This is a genomic window from Microcoleus sp. SVA1B4 (assembly GCF_036700545.1).
Lineage (GTDB): Bacteria > Cyanobacteriota > Cyanobacteriia > Cyanobacteriales > Microcoleaceae > Microcoleus.
This window is the reverse complement of record NZ_JAUBPB010000048.1, coordinates 23,136-42,547: the sequence shown is the minus strand read 5'-3', so window position 1 is coordinate 42,547 and position 19,412 is coordinate 23,136. Positions and strand designations below refer to the sequence as shown.

General features: G+C 47.0%; 16 protein-coding genes. 7 read left to right on the top strand and 9 right to left on the bottom strand.

Translation table 11 applies throughout. The features are described 5' to 3' along the window. Nucleotides 1–100: 100 nt before the first annotated feature. The 4 genes from recG to rpsB form a co-directional block, all read right to left on the bottom strand. Entirely contained in the window at nucleotides 101–2,614 is a 2,514-nt protein-coding gene (recG, locus tag QT987_RS20340; protein WP_333243536.1) for an ATP-dependent DNA helicase RecG, read from the bottom strand. A 227-nt stretch (nucleotides 2,615–2,841) separates the two neighbouring features. Continuing rightward, nucleotides 2,842–3,771: a hypothetical protein gene (locus QT987_RS20335; protein WP_333243533.1), complete on the bottom strand. Its 930-nt coding sequence runs from the start codon at nucleotides 3,769–3,771 to the stop codon at nucleotides 2,842–2,844. A gap of 290 nt (nucleotides 3,772–4,061) precedes the next feature. Further along, nucleotides 4,062–4,721 (bottom strand): translation elongation factor Ts, encoded by a 660-nt coding sequence (tsf, locus tag QT987_RS20330; RefSeq protein ID WP_333081940.1) that lies wholly within the window; start codon nucleotides 4,719–4,721, stop codon nucleotides 4,062–4,064. A 438-nt stretch (nucleotides 4,722–5,159) separates the two neighbouring features. Continuing rightward, a complete protein-coding gene (rpsB, locus tag QT987_RS20325; protein WP_333035195.1) occupies nucleotides 5,160–5,990 on the bottom strand; it encodes a 30S ribosomal protein S2 in 831 nt (276 codons plus the stop codon). A 572-nt stretch (nucleotides 5,991–6,562) separates the two neighbouring features. On the opposite strand from rpsB, the gene QT987_RS20320 reads away from it, so the two are divergent. From QT987_RS20320 to QT987_RS20305, 4 genes are all read left to right on the top strand, one after another. Beyond that, the gene (locus tag QT987_RS20320; protein WP_333243530.1) at nucleotides 6,563–8,776 is read left to right on the top strand and encodes a cation:proton antiporter domain-containing protein; all 2,214 of its coding nucleotides are present in this window, start codon (nucleotides 6,563–6,565) and stop codon (nucleotides 8,774–8,776) included. Nucleotides 8,777–8,839: 63 nt separating this feature from the next. After that, nucleotides 8,840–9,346, top strand: coding sequence for a hypothetical protein (locus QT987_RS20315; RefSeq protein WP_333243527.1), 507 nt, complete (start codon nucleotides 8,840–8,842; stop codon nucleotides 9,344–9,346). A gap of 429 nt (nucleotides 9,347–9,775) precedes the next feature. Continuing rightward, nucleotides 9,776–10,402, top strand: coding sequence for a DUF3038 domain-containing protein (locus tag QT987_RS20310; protein WP_333243525.1), 627 nt, complete (start codon nucleotides 9,776–9,778; stop codon nucleotides 10,400–10,402). 3 nt (nucleotides 10,403–10,405) lie between these two features. Continuing rightward, nucleotides 10,406–11,578 (top strand): DUF4335 domain-containing protein, encoded by a 1,173-nt coding sequence (locus QT987_RS20305; protein ID WP_333243523.1) that lies wholly within the window; start codon nucleotides 10,406–10,408, stop codon nucleotides 11,576–11,578. Nucleotides 11,579–11,874: 296 nt separating this feature from the next. Here QT987_RS20305 and QT987_RS20300 read toward each other — a convergent pair whose 3' ends face one another. Next, entirely contained in the window at nucleotides 11,875–13,953 is a 2,079-nt protein-coding gene (locus QT987_RS20300) for an abortive infection protein (RefSeq protein ID WP_333243520.1), read from the bottom strand. Nucleotides 13,954–13,958: 5 nt separating this feature from the next. Further along, nucleotides 13,959–14,630 carry a hypothetical protein gene (locus tag QT987_RS20295; protein WP_333243517.1) on the bottom strand — a complete coding sequence of 224 codons (672 nt, stop codon included), beginning with the start codon at nucleotides 14,628–14,630 and terminating at the stop codon, nucleotides 13,959–13,961. A 240-nt stretch (nucleotides 14,631–14,870) separates the two neighbouring features. Here QT987_RS20295 and QT987_RS20290 point away from each other — a divergent pair, with 240 nt between their 5' ends. Then, nucleotides 14,871–15,806 (top strand): OmpA family protein, encoded by a 936-nt coding sequence (locus tag QT987_RS20290; protein WP_333243514.1) that lies wholly within the window; start codon nucleotides 14,871–14,873, stop codon nucleotides 15,804–15,806. Between the two features lie 535 nt (nucleotides 15,807–16,341). Here the strand turns inward: QT987_RS20290 and QT987_RS20285 are convergent. Beyond that, the gene (locus QT987_RS20285; RefSeq protein ID WP_333243509.1) at nucleotides 16,342–17,451 is read right to left on the bottom strand and encodes an AI-2E family transporter; all 1,110 of its coding nucleotides are present in this window, start codon (nucleotides 17,449–17,451) and stop codon (nucleotides 16,342–16,344) included. A 144-nt stretch (nucleotides 17,452–17,595) separates the two neighbouring features. Here QT987_RS20285 and QT987_RS20280 point away from each other — a divergent pair, with 144 nt between their 5' ends. Next, a complete protein-coding gene (locus QT987_RS20280) occupies nucleotides 17,596–18,564 on the top strand; it encodes an alpha/beta fold hydrolase (protein WP_333243506.1) in 969 nt (322 codons plus the stop codon). Nucleotides 18,565–18,592: 28 nt separating this feature from the next. Here QT987_RS20280 and QT987_RS20275 read toward each other — a convergent pair whose 3' ends face one another. Next, nucleotides 18,593–18,877 (bottom strand): type II toxin-antitoxin system RelE/ParE family toxin, encoded by a 285-nt coding sequence (locus QT987_RS20275; RefSeq protein ID WP_333243503.1) that lies wholly within the window; start codon nucleotides 18,875–18,877, stop codon nucleotides 18,593–18,595. Then, entirely contained in the window at nucleotides 18,874–19,101 is a 228-nt protein-coding gene (locus QT987_RS20270) for a hypothetical protein (protein ID WP_333207243.1), read from the bottom strand. Before QT987_RS20270 ends, QT987_RS20275 begins: the two co-directional genes overlap by 4 nt. A gap of 110 nt (nucleotides 19,102–19,211) precedes the next feature. Between QT987_RS20270 and QT987_RS20265 the strand changes: the two genes are divergently transcribed. Next, on the top strand, nucleotides 19,212–19,400 hold the full coding sequence (locus QT987_RS20265) for a DUF433 domain-containing protein (RefSeq protein ID WP_333243500.1): 189 nt from the start codon (nucleotides 19,212–19,214) through the stop codon (nucleotides 19,398–19,400). The last annotated feature ends 12 nt before the right edge of the window (nucleotides 19,401–19,412 follow it).

Below are 19,412 nucleotides of genomic sequence, written 5' to 3'. Positions count from 1 at the left end.
GGGGCTGAGTGCAGCAATAAACTGGCAGCTTTGATATATCTTTGCTTAACCGGCCACTACAAAATATTATTAAAAACCCCGTTGCTGCGTTCAAAACTATCTAAGTCAAAATAGACCCACTCATCATCCGCTGATATCTGCGCTCCAATTCATCCCGCACCACCGGCCACTGATTCAAACTTTCATCATTCTCAATTACCATTTGAGCCGCCGCCCTCGCCAACTCCAAAACCTCCTGATCCTCCACCAAACTCGCCAAAGCAAAATCAGGCAAACCCGACTGCCGAGTTCCCAAAACCTGACCAGGCCCGCGCAATCTCATGTCCATTTCCGCAATAAAAAAGCCATCTTGAGATTGTTCTAAAACCTTCATTCTCTGCATAGCTTCCGCCGTTTTGGAACCGGGCATTAACAAACAATAAGAACGGTTGCTGCCCCGACCAACTCTACCCCGCAACTGGTGCAGTTGCGACAGTCCAAAACGCTCAGAATTTTCAATCAGCATTACCGTGGCATTCGGCACGTCTACTCCCACCTCGACGACAGTAGTAGATACTAAAATATCCGTTTCTTTGTCCCGAAACTTAGAAATTGCGTCATCTTTGTCGGCACTGCTCATTCTACCGTGGAGCAAACCCACCTTAAACTCAGGAAATACACTTTTTTCAAGTTTCTCTTTTTCCTCAATTGCCGATCGCACATCCAACTTTTCCGACTCCTCCACCAGTGGTAGCACCACATAAACTTGACGCCCGCTCGCCACTTCCCGCCGAATCAAATCGTAAGCTTGTATGCGTTCTTTGGCAGACAGTACAGTGGTTTGAATAGCCTGCCTGCCGGGGGGAAGTTCATCAATTTGACTCACATCTAAATCCCCGTGCAGCGTCAGCGCCAGCGTCCGGGGAATGGGAGTTGCCGTCATCGTCAAAACGTGGGGAGCTTCGCCTTTTTGCTGCAATTTAGCGCGCTGCTGCACACCGAATCTGTGCTGTTCGTCAATTACCGCCAAACCCAATTTATGGAAATTTACCGTATCTTGAATAAGTGCGTGAGTTCCCACTAAAACGGGCAATTCTCCGGTTTCTAACTGGCTGTGAATTTCCCGGCGCTTTGCTATTTTTGTCGAACCTGTTAACAGTTCAACAGACAAGTGCATCAAGTTAAACCAACCTACCAATTTCCGGTAATGCTGTTCTGCTAAAACTTCAGTCGGCGCCATTAAAGCGGCTTGATAGCCGGATTGAATTGCTGCTAGCATTGCCACCACAGCTACTACGGTTTTGCCAGCGCCGACATCGCCTTGCACTAATCTATTCATCGGTTGCGACGAAGCTAAATCGTTGAGGATGTCATTGATGACTCTTTCCTGAGCATTAGTCAAGGCAAAAGGCAAGATTTCATAAAAATGTTCGATCAATTTGCCAGTAGGAAGGATGACTGCACTAGCTTGAGCTTTTCTTTGGGTTTGGCGGCGCTTTAAAAGCCCTAATTGCAGGTAGAAAAATTCGTCAAAAACTAAGCGACGGCGGGCGGCGGCCAAACAATCTCGATCGAGCGGAAAGTGAATATTAGTTACGGAATCGGCTAAACCCATTAAACCGTAACGCTGGCGCAAATCCTCTGGTAGCGATTCTGGCAACATTTTCGCCGCCGGCATTGCAGCCAAAATCGATCGTCTCACCGAACCAGCATCCACTCCCTCCGTTAGCGGATAAACTGGTATCAGGCGACCGACTTTCATTGATTCGATCGCACCGCCGGAGTCGTCTAATACTTCTAATTCAGGATTTTCTAAAGTAATTCCATATTTACCCTGCTTCACCAACCCGGAAGCTGCCAGCACCGCACCTGTACAATACTCCCGCTTTTTGAATTCTTGCCAACCGCGATTACTATAGCGAGGGCCTGCAAAAAAACGACTAATTTTTATCTCTCCGGTGCGGTCTTTTAAAATTACTTCTAATATGGTTAATTTCTTATTCTTCGGACTAGAAAAGCAATTGCAGCGCTTTACTTCAGCGATTAAAGTGACAGTTTCCCCAGCTATTAGCTCGCGAATTTGTACTTGCTTTGCATAGTCGATGTGGTTGCGGGGATAGTAGTAAAGCAAGTCATATACAGTGTATAAACCCAGTTTTGCCAAGCGGTTGCCGTTGGCGGGGCCGATGCCGGTGACGCGGGTTAACTGTTGGTCGAGAGTCAGGCTTGGTGGGGCAGGTGCTGTACTCAGGGGTGCTGTTCGGGGAACGGAAACTGCTGGGGCGGTTGGTTCAGAAGCGTTTGCGTTTGCGGGTCTGACTTGTCTTGCTGGTTCTTGCTGGTGGCGAGTTTCTTGTTCCCAAACTTGCTCCATTTGCCTCAAAAAACTGACCGTAATGGCGATCGAATGTTGGCGCTGTTCGAGATCCTTCTGAGGGTAGATGTCAAATTCAGCGGCTAGTTGTCTGGCTCGATCGCGCGAAGAAGCCGCCACAGAACCTGCCAACTGTCTCAAACTCAGGCCCAGAAACTCGCTGAAGCGGTATTGACTGCCTTGGATGTCGTTAAATCCGCGATCGGCTTCTACTGAAAGAGCTTTTTGCAATCGCTGCCATTCGGGTTGATTATTAGTCATCAGTCATTAGTTATTAGTCATTAGTCATTAGTCATTAGTCATTGGTCATTGGTCATTAGTCATTAGTCGTTAGTCATTAGTTATTAATCATAGCTCAAGAATTCCCGACAACTGACAACTGACAACTGTCAACTGACAACTGACAACTGTCAACTGACAACTGTCAACTGTCAACTGACAACTGACAACTGACAACTGTCAACTGTCAACTGTCAACTAACAACTGACTAATCTTCAAACCAACTCGATCGCCAAGCCGACTCAGCCTCCACCACAGCAAGTTCCCGCTGCTTTTTCTGGTAATCGCGGCCCAGCGAGTTCAACTTGACAGACAGGTTACGAATTTGCTGACGCCAAGCCGAGGTTCCCGCATCGGCAAACTCTATTTCCGACAGCCGCAGTTTAATCGCTGTAATGTGCAGTGCCCTACTACCAAAGGTTGCGGCCAGTTTTCGCGATGCTGATGAGGCATCGGTTTCAATGATTAAGTTTAATAAGTTAGGCGGCCCGGCAACACTATCGCCGGAGGATTCAGCTTGAGAAGCAGCTTCTAGAACCGGTTCTGGTAATTGACTCGGCAAGATTCCCGACTGTTGCAGCAAGCGGTTGGTGTCGCGAGAAAGCAGCTTGAGTATATGGACGATCGACTTTTCAATACTATTTTGCCAGCGTGCCAAACTTTCTGGCGAATTGGCACTTGGCAATTGATAATTTGCCAAGGAAAATAGATAGTTAATGGCGGAAACTGGGTTTTTTTCCTTTTCGTCTTCTTCCTTGTCGTCTGCTTCATCTTCCTCTTCATCGAAGTCGTCTTCGTCTTCCTCTTCATCGAAGTCGTCTTCCTCTTCCTCTTCCTCTATTTCTTCCTCTGCTTGTGATTCAGTCACCAGCGATCGCAATTTTTCCTCCGACGCCGCAGCCAAAGCCTTTACAGACTGCTGCATTTTTTGCCGCCCCTCGAAGGACAACTTGAGAAACGACTCCGGTACTGCTTGAGTGCAAAGGTGATAGCAAGCCAAAATTAACTGCTGTCGCACCGCTTGTCCCAACGCAGTTAAATAACCATCGTAGGTACTGCGAAACTCCATATTCAAGGCTGCTAAAGCCTCTTCGAGTCCTGCCAAATCTTGCTCTATTCTCTCTCTTGGTCGCACCATATCTCTCGTATAAAATTAAAATAAGCTAATCCACTTTTAAATTCCATGGTCAAATAAATTTTCACTTTTGTGGCGTCGGCAGCCGATCCCGCCCTCAACAAAAAATTTAAATGCACAACAGCTTAAGACTTACGCAAATTTTCACTTTTTACGCTGTCTGTAGTAGTAAGGCTTGCAGTGATCGGCCTACAAATATAGTCTGTCCATAAGTCCTATAAAAATTAAAAATTAAAAATGCAAAAAATCAAGTTTTCACATTTTTAATTTTTAATTCTCAATCTTAATTGGGATTATTGAACACCCATTTGGGCTGCCACTTCATCGGCAAAGTTAGCTTCTACCTTTTCAATGCCTTCGCCCAAGACAAAACGCACGAAGCGGCGCACTTGGATATTTTCTCCAATTTGGGCGATCGTTTGTTTCACCAACTCTTCCACCGAGATATTCTGATCTTTAATAAAAGGCTGATCCATCAAAGATAACTCTTTCATGCGCTTCTCAATCCGCCCTAGAACAATCTTTTCTTTGATGTTTTCCGGCTTGTTGCCCAAGTCATCTTTGCCCATTTCAATTGCCTTTTCTCTTTCGACAACTTCGGCGGGGATATCTTCAACTTTCACGTATTCCACATTCGGGCAAGCTGCAATTTGCATCGCAATATCCCGCACCAACTTTTGGAATTCTTCGCGACGTGCCACAAAATCTGTTTCGCAGTTAACTTCTACCAGCACTCCCACGCGGCCGCCGGTGTGAATGTAGCTACCTACAAGCCCTTCTGAGGCAACTCGTCCACCTTTTTTACCCGCCGAAGCCAGACCTTTTTTCCGCAGCCACTCAATGGATGTTTCCATATTGCCTTCGTTTTCAACGAGGGCTTTTTTGCAGTCCATCATGCCCGCGCCAGTTTTTTCGCGCAGTTCTTTAACAAGTTTTGCAGATATGTCCGCCATCTTCTTTAAGTTCCCAATCAAAATTAGTTATTAGTCATTAGTCATCAGTCATTAGTCATCAGTCATTAGTCATCAGTCATTAGTCACTAATTTTAATGTTAATGATTAGACCAGAGTGAAGAAATACCCAGTCGATTTTAGTACCGACTTTGTAGGTGTAGCGCCAGAATTAATTCTGGCCCTGACACAATGAATGCTTTTGCCAGAGCTCTACTAATGACTTAGACTCGTGCTATAGCAATCCTCGCATCATTTCTGAATTTCTTACTCCCTCCCCTTGGTAAGGGGAGGGCTGGGGTGGGGTAAAAAATTTACGACTCCTGCAAGGATTGCTATATGTATAATTAAAAATTAAAAATATCCAACTAAAAATAATAATTATTTTTAATTTTCAATCTTTAATTTTTAATTTCCTGGTGTCAGATTCCGATGGCAATACTAGCTCTCGGTTTCTTCGCCCTCGGCCTCAGCAGCGTCGTCGGGATCTACATAATCGGGGTCATCCAATTCTTCGATTTCGACATCATATTCAGCGCCTTCGTAACCACCTTCGTAGTCGTAGTCTTCCTCAGAGTCGCCGCCCTGCTGACCATGACGACCTTCGTAGATGGCATCAGCCAACTTGCCGACAATCAGCTTGATCGATCGAATAGCATCGTCATTCGCCGGAATCGCAATGTCAACCAAATCCGGGTCGCAGTTGGTATCCAACAGAGAGACGATCGGAATTCCCAACTTTTGGCATTCCAACACCGCATTATACTCGCGGCGTTGGTCTACCAGCACCACTCCGTCGGGAATCTTCCGCATAGACTTAATCCCGCCCAGATATTTCTGGAGTTTTGCCATTTCTCGGCGCAGTACCGAAGCTTCTTTTTTCGGCAGCAAATCCAGGGCGCCGATTTCCTCGCGACGCTCCAAATCCTTGAGGCGCTCCACGCGGGACTTAATCGTCGTCCAGTTGGTGAGCATTCCCCCCAGCCAGCGCTGGTTGACGTAATAAGCACCGCAGCGTTGAGCTTCTTGGGCTACAATCCCGGCAGCTTGGCGCTTCGTACCCACGAACAAAAACTTTTTGCCTTTTTCTGAGGCAACTCTCATGTACTCGTAGGCGTCTTCCATAAGCTGAGCGGTTTGCACGAGGTCGATGATGTGAACCCCGTTGCGCTCTGTAAAAATGTATGGAGACATTTTCGGGTTCCACCGACGGGTTTGGTGTCCGAAGTGAACCCCTGACTCTAACATTTGAGCCAAACTGACTACTGGCATTGTATTTTTAACTCCTAATTCGGGTTAATCCTCCACCCGGTCGTATTTCTGAAGGTTTGCGCCCTAGAAACACCCGAAAACCCGGATGTGCGAATTTAAACAACTTTTCTAGTTTATCACAGCGCGCGCTACTTTTTCTGACAATTTTATATCACTAGGTTTAAACTCAGATGTTGCACCATTGTCGAGAACGGGCAAGATGCCCGTTCCACAAAGAATGAGTTTTCTTGTGGAACAGGCCGAAAAGCCTGTTCCTAAACAAGTAATTGAGAATGGTGCAAGATGTGAGTTTAAATGGGCGGTGGGCACCCGGAGGTGAGATTTAGGGCGCGGGTTGGGTGCGGGGTACGCACGGTGCGGTTAAAGTTACTTACAAGCGCTTCTAAAAAACGAAAAATCCAGGTGGGAGGTTGCCAAAGCCTTTGTTGGCTTGTGAGAGAATGGCCTTGTTGGTGCGCCTCTGGTACCTTCTACCTTCGATCGAGCTGGTATCCATTTTTTTCGATCGGCAATTCAGTCAGCTTTAGTACCTTGCCCTCTCGATCCGCAAAAATCCCCAAGCTAAAAACGCCATGCCCATACCCATTCTCGTCCTGCTTGAAGTTCTAATTGTTATCGCACTTTCGAGACTTGTAGGTTTAGGATTTCGAGCGATCAAACAACCTCAAGTCATTGGAGAAATTGTAGCAGGAATTATGCTTGGGCCTTCTCTATTTGGCTTAGTTGCACCTGCCACCGCAACTGCACTTTTTCCAGCCGAAGCCGTTCCCTTCCTCAATGTGTTGTCTGAGGTGGGGCTGATTTTTTTCATGTTCTTGATTGGTTTGGAATTGAATCCCAAGTACCTCAAAAGCAATTTAGATATAGCGATTTTAACTTCCCACGTCAGCATTCTAGTGCCGTTTTCCCTGGGAAGCTTGCTCGCACTGCTGCTGTATCCCATCGTTTCAAATAATAGCGTTTCCTTTACCGCCTTTGCTTTGTTTTTGGGCGCTGCGATGTCAATTACTGCCTTTCCGGTGCTGGCAAGAATTATTACAGAACACAACTTGCAGAATACAAAATTGGGGACGCTGGCCCTGACTTGCGCTGCGGTAGATGACGTGACGGCGTGGTGTTTGTTAGCGGTGGCGATCGCAGTTACGCGAACTAACTCCATGCTTGGCGCTTTGCCGACAATTATTCAATCTTTAATTTACATCGGTTTCATGCTGACTGTAGTCCGCTGGTTCTTGCAGCGACTTTCCAAACAGTACAACCGCACTGGCAGATTAACACAGTTAGTGCTTTCGGGAATTTACATGGGAGTTGTAGCTTCTGCCTTAATTACTGAATGGATCGGCATTCATTTAATTTTCGGTGCATTTTTGCTGGGTGCTGTTATGCCGAAAAATGCGGGATTAACCAGAGAATTAGCTGAAAAAACCGAAGACTTTGTACTAATATTTCTGCTGCCAATATTTTTTGCTTACAGCGGCTTGCGGACTGAAATCGGCTTGCTCAACAGTCCCGAATTGTGGCTGCTGTGCGCCGCAGTTTTAGGAGTGGCAATTGTCGGCAAATACCTCGGCACTTACGTTGCGGCGCGAATTTGTGGCATCAGCAACCGCGAAGCTTCAGCGCTGGGATGGCTGATGAATACTCGCGGTTTGACTGAACTAATTGTGCTGAATATCGGTCTTTCCTTGGGCGTAGTGTCGCCGCTACTATTTACGATGTTAGTCATCATGGCTTTAGTGACAACTTTTATGACTTCGCCGCTGTTGGAGTGGACTTATCCAAAACGGTTAATTAGATTAGATATTTCAGAAGTTAACTCTGAGGATTCAGAATTAGAAGATTCACAAATTGCTGACAGCAGCGAAGAAACTGCTAGCAAATTGCTGCCCACTTATCGAATTTTAGTACCTGTTGCCAATCCCAGCACGCAGAAAGGTTTACTGCGACTAGCGGTAGCGCTGGCGCAGCCGGCTGCTGGTAGGGGCGGTGATGATTTAAAGTCGGCGGCGGTTCATCCTCTGAGTTTGATAGAATTAAATGATGACTATGCTTTTGAAAGTACGCCTGCGGAAGCCGATCGCATTATTCACGAGCGCCGCTCGAAATTATCAGAATTGATTGAGAGTTTGGAACTGCCGGAGGCACAAAAGTTAGTACATCCGATCATTCGGGTTACTAATGATGTAGCGCGGGAAACGGCACAAATTGCGGAAATAGATCGCGCAGATTTGATTTTATTAGGATGGCACAGACCTACTTTTAGCAGCAACCGTTTGGGAGGACGTGTCGGCCAAATTCTCAGCAACGCTAAGGTGGATGTAGCAATTTTTGTTGACAGAGGCAGGGAAAATTTGAATAACTTGTTAGTACCTTACGCGGCAAACATTCACGATGATTTGGGGTTAGAATTGGCGCTGAGACTGTTAGTTAATAGCGAGGAACGCCGTTTGACGGTGCTGCGGGTGGCGGTTGACGGGGAAGCTGAAAACAATCTGAGTTACGAGTTTGGGCGAGTGATGGATCAGTTACCGGTTGAGGTGCGATCGCGCATTGAGACTCCGATTGTGGAGGCTGCTGAGCCAATTCAAGCAGTAGTAGCGGCTTCTGCTAATGCTGATTTAACTATTGCGGGTACGAGTCGGGAGTGGGGAATTGAGCGCCAAACTTTGGGACAGTATACTGATGAATTGGCTGTGCAGTGTCATTCTTCGCTGCTGATTGCGCGGTGCTACGTTAAAGTGCGATCGCACTTGGCATCGGTACTCAGTCAAACTACTCAGTATTAGTCATGAGTAGGGGCGCACTGGGCATTTTACCCAATTACCGATTACCAATTACCAATTACCAAGATGATGAATCATTTAAGCCTCAAATCACTGGCATTTTACGGGATTGCGATCGGCTCAGTTTCACTGCTGTTTAAAGTAGTAACTGCTTACGGGGAAGCAAATTTAAAGGCGGCCCCGGCAATTGCAGGAAATTATCGCTTCGATCCTAAAAGTTTGCCCGAATGTCTGAATTCTGATGTTTTGGTATTGACAATCGAGCAATCGGGTGTTTATTTGAGCGGTAATTTGCGATCGGGCAGCAGGGAGGGCAGGGAAAAAACAGCCGAAGAGAAACCTTATCTATTGGGTAAGTGGGAAACTCAAGGATTGAACTTGTCGGGTGCGGTTCCTAATTTAGCGGGTTGCAGGGACTCCACAACAACCGGTCAAAACAGTTCTGTTAAAATGCGCGGAATTGTCGAGCAAGAAAGCCTCAAGGGAAAAATTAGTCTAACTGATAAGACGGCGGCTACTGATTTTACGGCTCAAAGAGAAGCGGCGGTGCAACCCCAGAAGCAGCAACATTGATTGATCCCAATAGAGAATAAGAAATGGGAAATGGGTAATTCTTTGTCGCTTTCCGACCGAAAGCATCCAGGATACCCGCCACGTAATTCATCCGTCCAGAAATAAAAAACCTGTATCCGATAAAGGAACCCCAGAATTTATCCGTGGGATCAATGCTTCAATTCTAAAATCTAAAATCTAAAATCTAAAATCGCGCAATCGATTGACTCTCCCCTTCTCCCCTGATGAAGCAAGGAATCACAAAGCTGCGGCGGGGTGGGGGAGTGGGCGATCGAACTCCTGCCGCCGGAGCTCGCCCGCGACGGTCGGTTGCTGCTAAATTAGAAAATATACCTAAAAGTCAATGATAAAAATAAAGTATCCCAGAGAAGTTCTTGGTTGAGAATTTGTCTTGCTCAAGACCCCCCGTGCCCGTATAGTTTGTTTGGAATGGATGTTGCCGTGATATTAATGCCGTCAGAAACTTCGCTTACCCAGTCAAACCCCTTGATTTTAGACAGTTTGCCAGACTTGTCGCCCTCCGATGGGGGATGTTCCCGCCGAGCCAGATTGCAAATTGACTTGATGTTGCTGGCGATCGAAGCCTTGTATCTCGGAGGTGCAGAAGAAATGCTGGCTGTGTCAAGGGACCTGGAATTGGAATCAATTATCAAAAATCGGGTTGCCCTTTGGCTGATGCGTAATACTAACCCGCTGAGACGCTATACCCAGCGCCGCTCCCTTACCATTGTGGAGGCAAAAGCGCTGGTGGCGATCGCCTGTAATATGGCGCGCAAGTTAACCGCCACAATTCGGCAGTTGCTGCTAGACTCCCAGCAGTTGCGATCGAAAAATATCCCCCTCAACCAGAACCAGCCGCTGGCGGAGTATTTAGAACGCTTTCGAGCTCACTTTCGATCGCGCATGAACCCCAAGCGATCGCTCGTTGCAGCTTACGATTCCGACGACAAGCTCAACGAACTAGCTTTGAACTTGTTGAGCAAACTGCTATTTTGTACAGGCACAGCCGGAATGCAGCGCTTCTGGGTTAGCCTGTTTGATGGAGAAGTTGAATAAAAAATGACTATTAGGCGTCAGTACAGTCTGCCAAATTGCACCCTCGTTCTAGAAGGGTTGAGCGATGGATCGGCAGCCAGCCACTTAGATATACGGCCGGTGCTTTCCATATTAATGAGCGCTGAATGCTATGTGACAGGTCTCGGCGAGCCCCTAAGCGGGGGACGAGACTTTTTTGAAAGCTTGGTGAGGGCAGTCAGCAGCTACGCTCAAGAATTTATGAGCGGAGTGCATTATCCCGATCGCTACGGCCCGAATGTGGGTATGGTGCAGTTACACAGAATTGACGGGAATGTGCATCGGTTGACCGTTCTACCCGCCTCCACAGGCAGCGCCACCCAAATCGATCAAAAAACAGAACTGTCGGCAAAAGTTGATTTGACAACGGTACAGCTATTTGACTTGGTAGAGGCGATCGATCAGTTTTTTGCCGACACGCAGACACTGCCGGAATTGTCGCTGCAATTAACCCCAATTTCCAGGCGTTATATCAAGTCGGCCGAACCTTTGGCGAAGCGGACTTTACCTGCTGTCGTGGGGGTGTCGAGTTTGGCTTTGGCTGCGATGGCGTTTTTCTTGGTGCCGGTGCCGGAAGTCCAGCGCCAGAGAGATCCGGTGCCGCAGCCCAATCCAGCGGGCCAGAATCAGGGGACGCCGAATCCGGGCGGATCGGGTTCGCCTAATCCCAATCCCACGCCCCCTGCTGACGGTTTGCTGCCGGGGACTCAAACTCCGAACGCTGAATCGCTTTCGCCGACTCCGATCCCCGCGCCGCAGCCGGACGCTTCACCTAGCGCCACACCGCAGTCGAGCACTTCGCCGGAAAGCACGCCCAGTCCTGTTGCTGAAGGTTTGGCAAGCCCAGATGTGGCAGCGGTGCCAATTACAGATCCAGGGGAAATTGACCTGTTGAGGGGCAAACTTTCCCAGCAAATTGACGGAGTTGTGAAGGATAAGCCTCCGGTTGATGCGGAGTTGGTTTATCGGGTGAGTGTGGCCCCAGACGGGGCGATTGTCGGTTACAAGCCGGAAAATTCGGCAGCAGTCGATCGATCCGAAACGCCTTTGTCGGAGTTGCTTTACCAACCGGTTGGCACCAGGACACCTGCGGAACCGCTGGCTGATTTCCGCGTAGTTTTGGCACCAGACGGCACTGTTCAAGTCACTCCTTGGTAATGGTTAACTGTTGACTGTTAACGGTTGACTGTTGACTGTTAACGGTTGACTGTTGACTGATACCAACTCCCGCTTAAATGCTGCCTCATACCATGTCCGATCGATCGCGCATAATACAATTGCCGGGGCGGGTTTTTGAGATTGTCGGTTTTTAGCAAATATTGTTGGTGAACCCGCCCCTACAGGAATCAGGGTAATTGACCGGACATGATATCAATCTCTTAGTCTGGGGAGGCAGACTTGGTTTTTCTAGTAGCGATTTAAATCGCCGAATCATCTAGAAACCGATTGCTGATTCAAAACCCTGTTGGTGCGATCGGCTTAATGTCTGGGTCAAATCCTCCAACTTGATTTGTGCGAATTATCCACAAAAAAGCTCCTTGTTTTAATAAAACTTTGGCTATTTCATCTTGGGTTCGCCTCGGCAGCATTGTTCGGTAACTAATAGCAGTTTTTATCATGGTTGCTATACCTGCAAAAAAGGTTTTTTTCAGTTCCGCATCAATCCCCGCCAATGTCGAATTTTTCCGCCAATCTGGACGAACAATTCCGAGGGGCATTAATACTTTTTCTAAACTCTCTCCTAAAGCTACTAATTGGTGAAATCTTTGGGTTTGTGCGTCGGTGGGATGTGTTTTCAGCCAGTCTTGAATCTGAGGATTTGACTCTATTTCGGAAGTGATTTTTTTAATTGTGGCGTAAATTGCCTGACTTGAATCTTGCACGCAAGAAGTTGCTGGCGTGACTAAACTTGCGCCGGTGCCGTCTCCGCTGCGGTAGCGGGCCATCATGATATCTAGCTGCTGGTTTAATTCGGTTAAAGGCGACAAGGTGATGCCGTCAAAATCGTAGTCGCAACACACGCAGTCTAATTTACAGATGATATCGCAAACCGGGCGATCGCCCAACCAGCCGCGTTGCAAGTCTCCCATGTAGCTTTGCCATTTGCTGGAACCGGCGACAATTCCGTCGGGATTGTGGGCGTAAACTTGTTTGTATTCTATGTCAAAACGCAGTTCGCTGGTAAAGCGATCGCGCACTACTTTTGCTACTCCGAAAGCAAAATGTCCGGTGACAATTCCCAGGGGTTGCCGTTCGCCTTTTTTGCCGCCGATACCCCCGAAACTGTGAATCACTATCCCGATATCTCCTTCTTGCCAAGGAGAGATTGAAGCGTTTTCTGTAGCATCATTTGGGGTTAACAATACTATTTTTGCTTGCCCTTTTTGGGCTGGTGTATTTTCCCAATTTTTGTTGCTTAAATAAGCGAGAGATTTTTTTAGTCCGAAATGTGTTTCATCTGGGATTAATTGGGCAATTTTGCGGGGTTCGATTGCCTGTACTACAAATATACTGTCTTCGTCTCTTTCGCCGTAAATGTACCAGCCGTCTGGATTTAATGGCGATTTTTCGATCAGGTGATTGGTAGACCTCGCTACGCCATGTTTGTCTGGCTGTACTTGTGGAATCCGAATGATTTCGGCGGCGCCGTCAAATTGTTGAGATGTTTTGTTGAAATGCCGGACAATAAATTTGTCGCTGTCGCGTTCTTTTCGCTGTAAAATTGAGACTAAGGCGCAGAAACGTCCGATAATTTGTACTGGTTCGCGATCGATCGTGAGTTCATGGCGATCGCCGCTGCTATAATTAATCGCAATCACCGGCCTCCGCAGCATCACAGTCACGCTGTCTTCAAGTCTGCTGCCTGCTAGAGTTTCTAAAGGGCCGACATTTCGCCAGCCGTTTAATCTATCTGGATGGATATTGCCAGATTTTTGACTTTTTTGAGTTTCTTGTGTGAAGTTTATATCTTGACTGACTGCGTGGACAAAAAACTGTACTTCGCGATTTGTACTCCATTTCAAAAAGGCTGTTTTACCAATAAAATTTTTATATTTTTTGGGTGCATTTATTACTTCAAAAAATACTGTACCGTAGGGCTGGCGCTGTTCGTTTGAGGGCAAAATTAAGCGGCCGTGCCAAAGAGCGATCGGCTTGTAGAGATAGGCAACTGATGCTGGATTTTCGCAGATTATCTCCGGCTCAATCGCTCTTGAAATATCGCTTTTGCCTCCAAAAATAGTAGCAGTTAAATTGCCGTCACTTTCTACGAATCTTGGTTCTAAAAAGACCTTTTCATGTGGTAAAATATTGGCGGTTAAATTCCCAGTTTTTTTTGTGAACGAGCTGCCCCAAAAAAGGTGACGGTTCTCCAATTTCGCCTGCAACCAATTGAGAAAAATGCGAATAAAAATAAACGCTGTTAAACCACAAACAACAGTTAAAATAATCAGCCCCAGTACCAAAATGAATTGGTTGAAAGACTGACCTGAAACTAAAAAAATTGTTGGCCAGATTAATGAAAATGCCGCCATAATATCTAAAAACGAGTTTTAGGTTCGATCCAGTCTGTGCTGGCTTGACTGCCGAAAACTAGGGGTTTGTCCTCGGTGACTGCTACTGTTTGCCCTGTCATATCCACTGCACAAAGAGGCCAAGATCGATCGCCCAAATTGCCGGCGCGGAACAGAACTTTTCCGGGACAAACTTGACTCCAACCCAACAATACAGCATGAGTGTAAAGACTGCGAGCGGGAGCAACGGTATAAGTATAATTATCATTTTTGTCCCAAATGACACCGTAGTCGGACATATCGGAAGAGTTGAAAAGTGCTTCAAATTCGCGGGCGAGAATCCGGGAACCGTCTTGATTCCAAGAAACAGGCACTAAAATGGCGATCGTCCCGGACATATCTGTATCATCGCTAGCATACATCCCACTTTCGGCCAGTGGCGAAGCAGCCGCCACTGTTTGCAGTTCCCCGGTTTTGAGATTTTCCACAAACATGACGCTGCTAACCCGACACCGGCCGAATTCCGGCTGTACTTGCAACTCAATTCGACTGTAAGCTGCGTATTGGCCGTTAGTTGATACGAGGGATGGACTGCGATAATAGCGGAGGCCTGTGCCTGCAGTGGAGCTCACTTTAGCATGAGTGGCACTAATCCATTCCCAAGGAACGGGATAAGGGCTATTTAAAGGGTCAGTCATCGGTTTTTTTCCCAAAAGTTTTACTGAATTATCCAACAGATTCAGGCTGGCACGCAACGAACTAGAAACCCGGTTTCTGCCTCGATGCTTCGCCACCAAACCCCAGATTTATAGAAACCGGGTTTCTTTTTTAGATTTGAGATTGGAGGACAAATCTCAAATCTCAAATCTCAAATTTCAAATCGGATAGGTAAGATAGTATCGAAATTAATGTGGTCTGTACACGGAGAGGGATGAAATATGACGCGATCTTTTAACCAAAAACCTTCAATCCCCCCCACTCGCGTCTCCAAGTCGCGGGGAAAAGGTTTGCTTGTACTGTCGCTGATTTTTCGACTGCTGCTGCTGGGGGTGGGCAGCGGTTTTGCGTGGGTTTTGGGGATGGCGATCGCTCAAATTTATCCGTCAGGGGCGACGGAGATGCCGATCGCAGAGAGATTGCTGCGTGTAACTCAAAATTTGACCTCCAGCCCGAAACGCGCCCCAGCAACGCCAATTCCGGCGCTGCCGCCACCAACCGCTACACCGACTCCCCAGTCAACAGTCAGTCCTGCCCAGAGAGAGAAATTGCAGTCGGATTTGAGACAGTTGCAGGGCGAACTCAACGCGCTGATTGGTCGCACTGCGGCTTTGGAGAGTCAGTTGGGCAGCAGCCGCCCGACGGAAACTTTGGAAAAGCGTTTGCAGTTGATGTCGCGGCAATTGGCGGGGCCGGAAACGGCGGCAACTATTGCCCCTGCTTTACCCGCGATCGGCAGCAGCCCCAGTCTGAACCCTGAAACGGTGAATACTGCCCCACAGAATGCCAATAATCCGGTGTTTGGGGGGGATGGGCTGATGGTGACTCTGCCTAGCGATGTTTTGTTTGATACTGGCAGCATTTCTTTGCGCGCGGGAACAAGTGCGATTTTGGACAATTTGGTGGCGGAGTTGAGCAATCACGAGGGGGCAACTGTGCGGGTTGCGGGCCACACTGACGACGCGGGGGAAGCGGCGGATAATCGCAATGTGTCGTTTGCCCGGGCTCAGGCGGTGGTGCAGTATTTGTCTGGTGTGCTCGGTCAGAAGTATCATTGGGTGGCGATCGGCTATGGGGAAAGTCGCCCTTCGGTGGATAATAGTTCTGATACTAATCGGCAGCGCAACCGCCGCATTGAGGTGGCAATTAGTCCTTAGTTTTTAGTCATCAGTCATCAGTTATCAGTCGGCAGACTTGTAGATACTGTTGAAGTGTCAATGGTAGCGATCGAATAATTGGAGTCAATCGATTTTAGATTTTAGATTTTAGATTTTAGATTGACTTGCGCGAGATAAATGCGGGGGCTTGAGGATTTTCGATTTTCGATTTTGGATTGATTCCACGGATAAATCACGTGGCGGGTACCACCTTTGAAATTCGTGGTCATATCACATCCGGTTGAACCGGAATGATTTAACCGCAGAGGGCACAGAGGACGCAGAGGAAGAGAAGAGAGAGATGAATAATTCCGATGCCAACGGATTTGATATCGAACGGCTTCTGGGATGTTAAAATTGCTGTTTTGAATTTAAGATCAAACCTGGCAACTACGGAATTATACCCAAGTACGAGTGTCCCCGCGATCGGTCACGTAAGCGCTGAACTCCGAAAATTATTATTCCGATGCCAACAGAAACGATATAAATTGTATGTTTCAATTCCCTACTCCCCTTCTCCTCTTCTCCCCTGCTGTCACGCCGAAGGTGTAAGAGGTGGCAAGTCAGAATTATTTTTAGCCCGATCTATTGCCTCTCGATGTTCGCTCCTAAGTTTCGGTTTTAAATACAAGTTTTCAATCAAAGCTGCTACTCCCGCAAACCAAGGTGGCACAATTACAGCTCCAATAATTCCTAATACTTGAACGCCTCCCAATACAGACAGCAATTGATATAAAGGATGCACACCAACCGAGGAACCAACCAGCAAAGGATCGAGGACGTAAGTTTCTAAATTCTGGATAATTACAAATAACAGTAATACCCACAAAAGTACCCAGCCACCTTTAGCTAATGCTACAATTAATGCTGGTACTGCTCCCAATACTGGGCCGATGAACGGAATCAAGTTTGTCACACCTGCGATCGCACCCAAGCCTAAAGCAAATTCCGGCATTCCCAAAATGCTTAAACCTGTGGTAATAAATATCCCTAAAATGCCCGAAACTAACACTCGCCCGCGAATATAACTCCCCATTCTTTGACCGATTGGCGCGGCTTGTGCGGCTAATCTTGTGTCCCAAGGTTTCGGGAAAAATTGCACCAAACTTTTGATTAATGTGTCGCTGTCCGCAACCATGTAACCTGAAATAAATAATGCTAAAACTAGGCTGAAGACACCGCCTAGAATGCCTCTCGTTAAACTGTACGATCGCAAAACCAGTTGTTGGCTCGATCGAATCAGCCAATTAGTCAGCGATTGAGTGTCCACCAGACCCACCAAGGTTGGGGCATCGTCGCTCAAGCGACTCAATAGATTAGTTGCCACAGTTCGCAAACTTTCGACATAAACTGGTAACTGCCGCAGCAGTAACTCTATTTGTTCGATTACCGTGGGCCCGATTAACACTACCGTCCCGCTAAATCCGCCGATGAGAGTTAAATAAACCATAATCACCGCCAGCCAGCGCGGAACCCGCATCGTTTGGGCCCAATTCACGATCGGGACGATCGAAGCAGCCAGCACAACTGATATCATCAGAATTACTAGCAGGCTCCGCAATTGCCACAGCAGCACTAGCAGCAAGGACGATGCTACAATTAGCAGCAAGTTAGGTAAAGAAATGGTAATCCGCTGTTCTGACATAATTAAGTAATCAAGGTTTGTATTGGCGCTTATGTCATCCCGCAGGGCGGGTTTATTTATATTCTCAGTTACCAAATATATGTCGGGTAAAACCCGAACCTACTCATATTATAATAAAAAGTAACATCGGCACAAAAAAATAATATGCAACCGCAATATTCAACCCAAGATTTCTCCACCATCTCGTCTATAAAATCCCCAACGCTGTTTTACGAATGGCAAAATTATCGCTGTGCTTATGAAGTTTATCAACCAACTACTGCGACCGAAGATAGTATCCCTTTGTTATTAATTCACCCGATAGGAGTTGGTTTGTCAAGAATCTTTTGGCATAGATTTTGTGAGAGTTGGTACAAAGCAGGGAACACTAATCCAATTTATAATCCCGACCTTTTGGGCTGCGGCGATTGCGAAATGCCTGCTGTGGCTTGCTATCCTGACGATTGGGCGGCACAGTTGCAGTATTTCTTGGAAACTGTGGTCAAAAAACCTGCGATCGTACTCGTGCAAGGTGCTTTACTGTCTGTAGGCTTGGCTTTAGCAAAAATGCAGCAGGAAAGCGGCTCAAATTTAATTCGTGGCTTAGTTCTCGCAGGGCCTCCAGCTTGGGCGGTAATGAACAAACATTCGACCGAAAGACAGCAACGAATTGTCTGGAATTTGTTAAATTCTCCCTTGGGAAACGCTTTTTACCGCTACGCCAGACGCGCTGAGTTTTTGCGGTCTTTTTCTGTGAAACAACTGTTTGGCGATGCCACACAAGTTGACAGCGAATGGTTGGATGCTTTGCAGGCTGGGGCGGCAAATCCTGACAGCAGACACGCGGTTTTCTCGTTTTTAGCGGGGTTTTGGCGCCAGGATTATAGCGGTACGATTCAAAAGTTCGATCGACCTGCACTCATTGTCATGGGAGAAAAAGCCTCAAGCATCAGTCAAGCGGGTAAGGAAGAGAAACCGGATGAAAGATTAGCGCAATATTTAGCTTATTTTCCCAATGGGGAAGGTTTATTAATGCCGGGGCGCAATGTTTTACCTTATGAATCCACCGCAGAATTTGTCGCGGCTGTTGCGGAGTTTGTGGATAAGTTAAATACAAGTTCAAGTTTTTTATGAAGTGGTCGTCTAATAATAACTGACCCAGTTAATAGACCTCATCATGTGTCCCAATATCGAGTAAAACAATGACTTCACTATTTGTTTCCGTATCCTCTTCAATCGAGAAAACGATGCGACAATCATAGCCGCAAGAGCAAGACTGAAGACCGTCGAGTTTGCCGCCTAGTTTGTGGGTACCTAGGTTTGGAAAAAATACATCTGCTTCCATTTGTTGAAGAGAGTCTTCAATACGTTGCTGGAGGTCAGGATTTCGTTTCACAAACTTGCGGAATGCTCGTTTGAATTTGGGAGTCAGAACCAGTTGTCTCATGCTTCCGGCTCGTCCAAAGACTGGCGTAATGTTGCAATAACATCCTCGGCTGACTGCTGTCGAAATTTGCCTGTACGGAAATCAGCTAAGGTTTGTTGAGCATCAGCAGCTATTTCCGCGCGGACACTCTCGCGGTGACGGTTTTGCAGGATTTTTATCAGCATTTCCTGCTGTTCGTAGGACAGTTGTAAAGCAGTTTCTAGCACTTGGTCGAGGGTATTCATAGAGTTAGGCTATTAGCTCTAAGGTTGAACAAATTGCGAAGTTGAGTAAATTGTATCGCTTATTCAAAGACTAGGCTACACTAAAAAAATGTACTAAACTCGGTTTTGTCATGAGCGACAACATCATTACGATTGAAGCAGGTAAACGCAGTGGAAAGCCTTGCATCAGGCGAATGCGAATTACCGTTTATGATGTGTTGGGTTGGCTGGCTGCGGGAATGTCTCACGCAGAGATTCTAGACGATTTTCCAGAGTTGACGGAGGAAGACATTAGAGCGTGTTTAGAATTCGGCGGTTGAAACCGCTTCTTG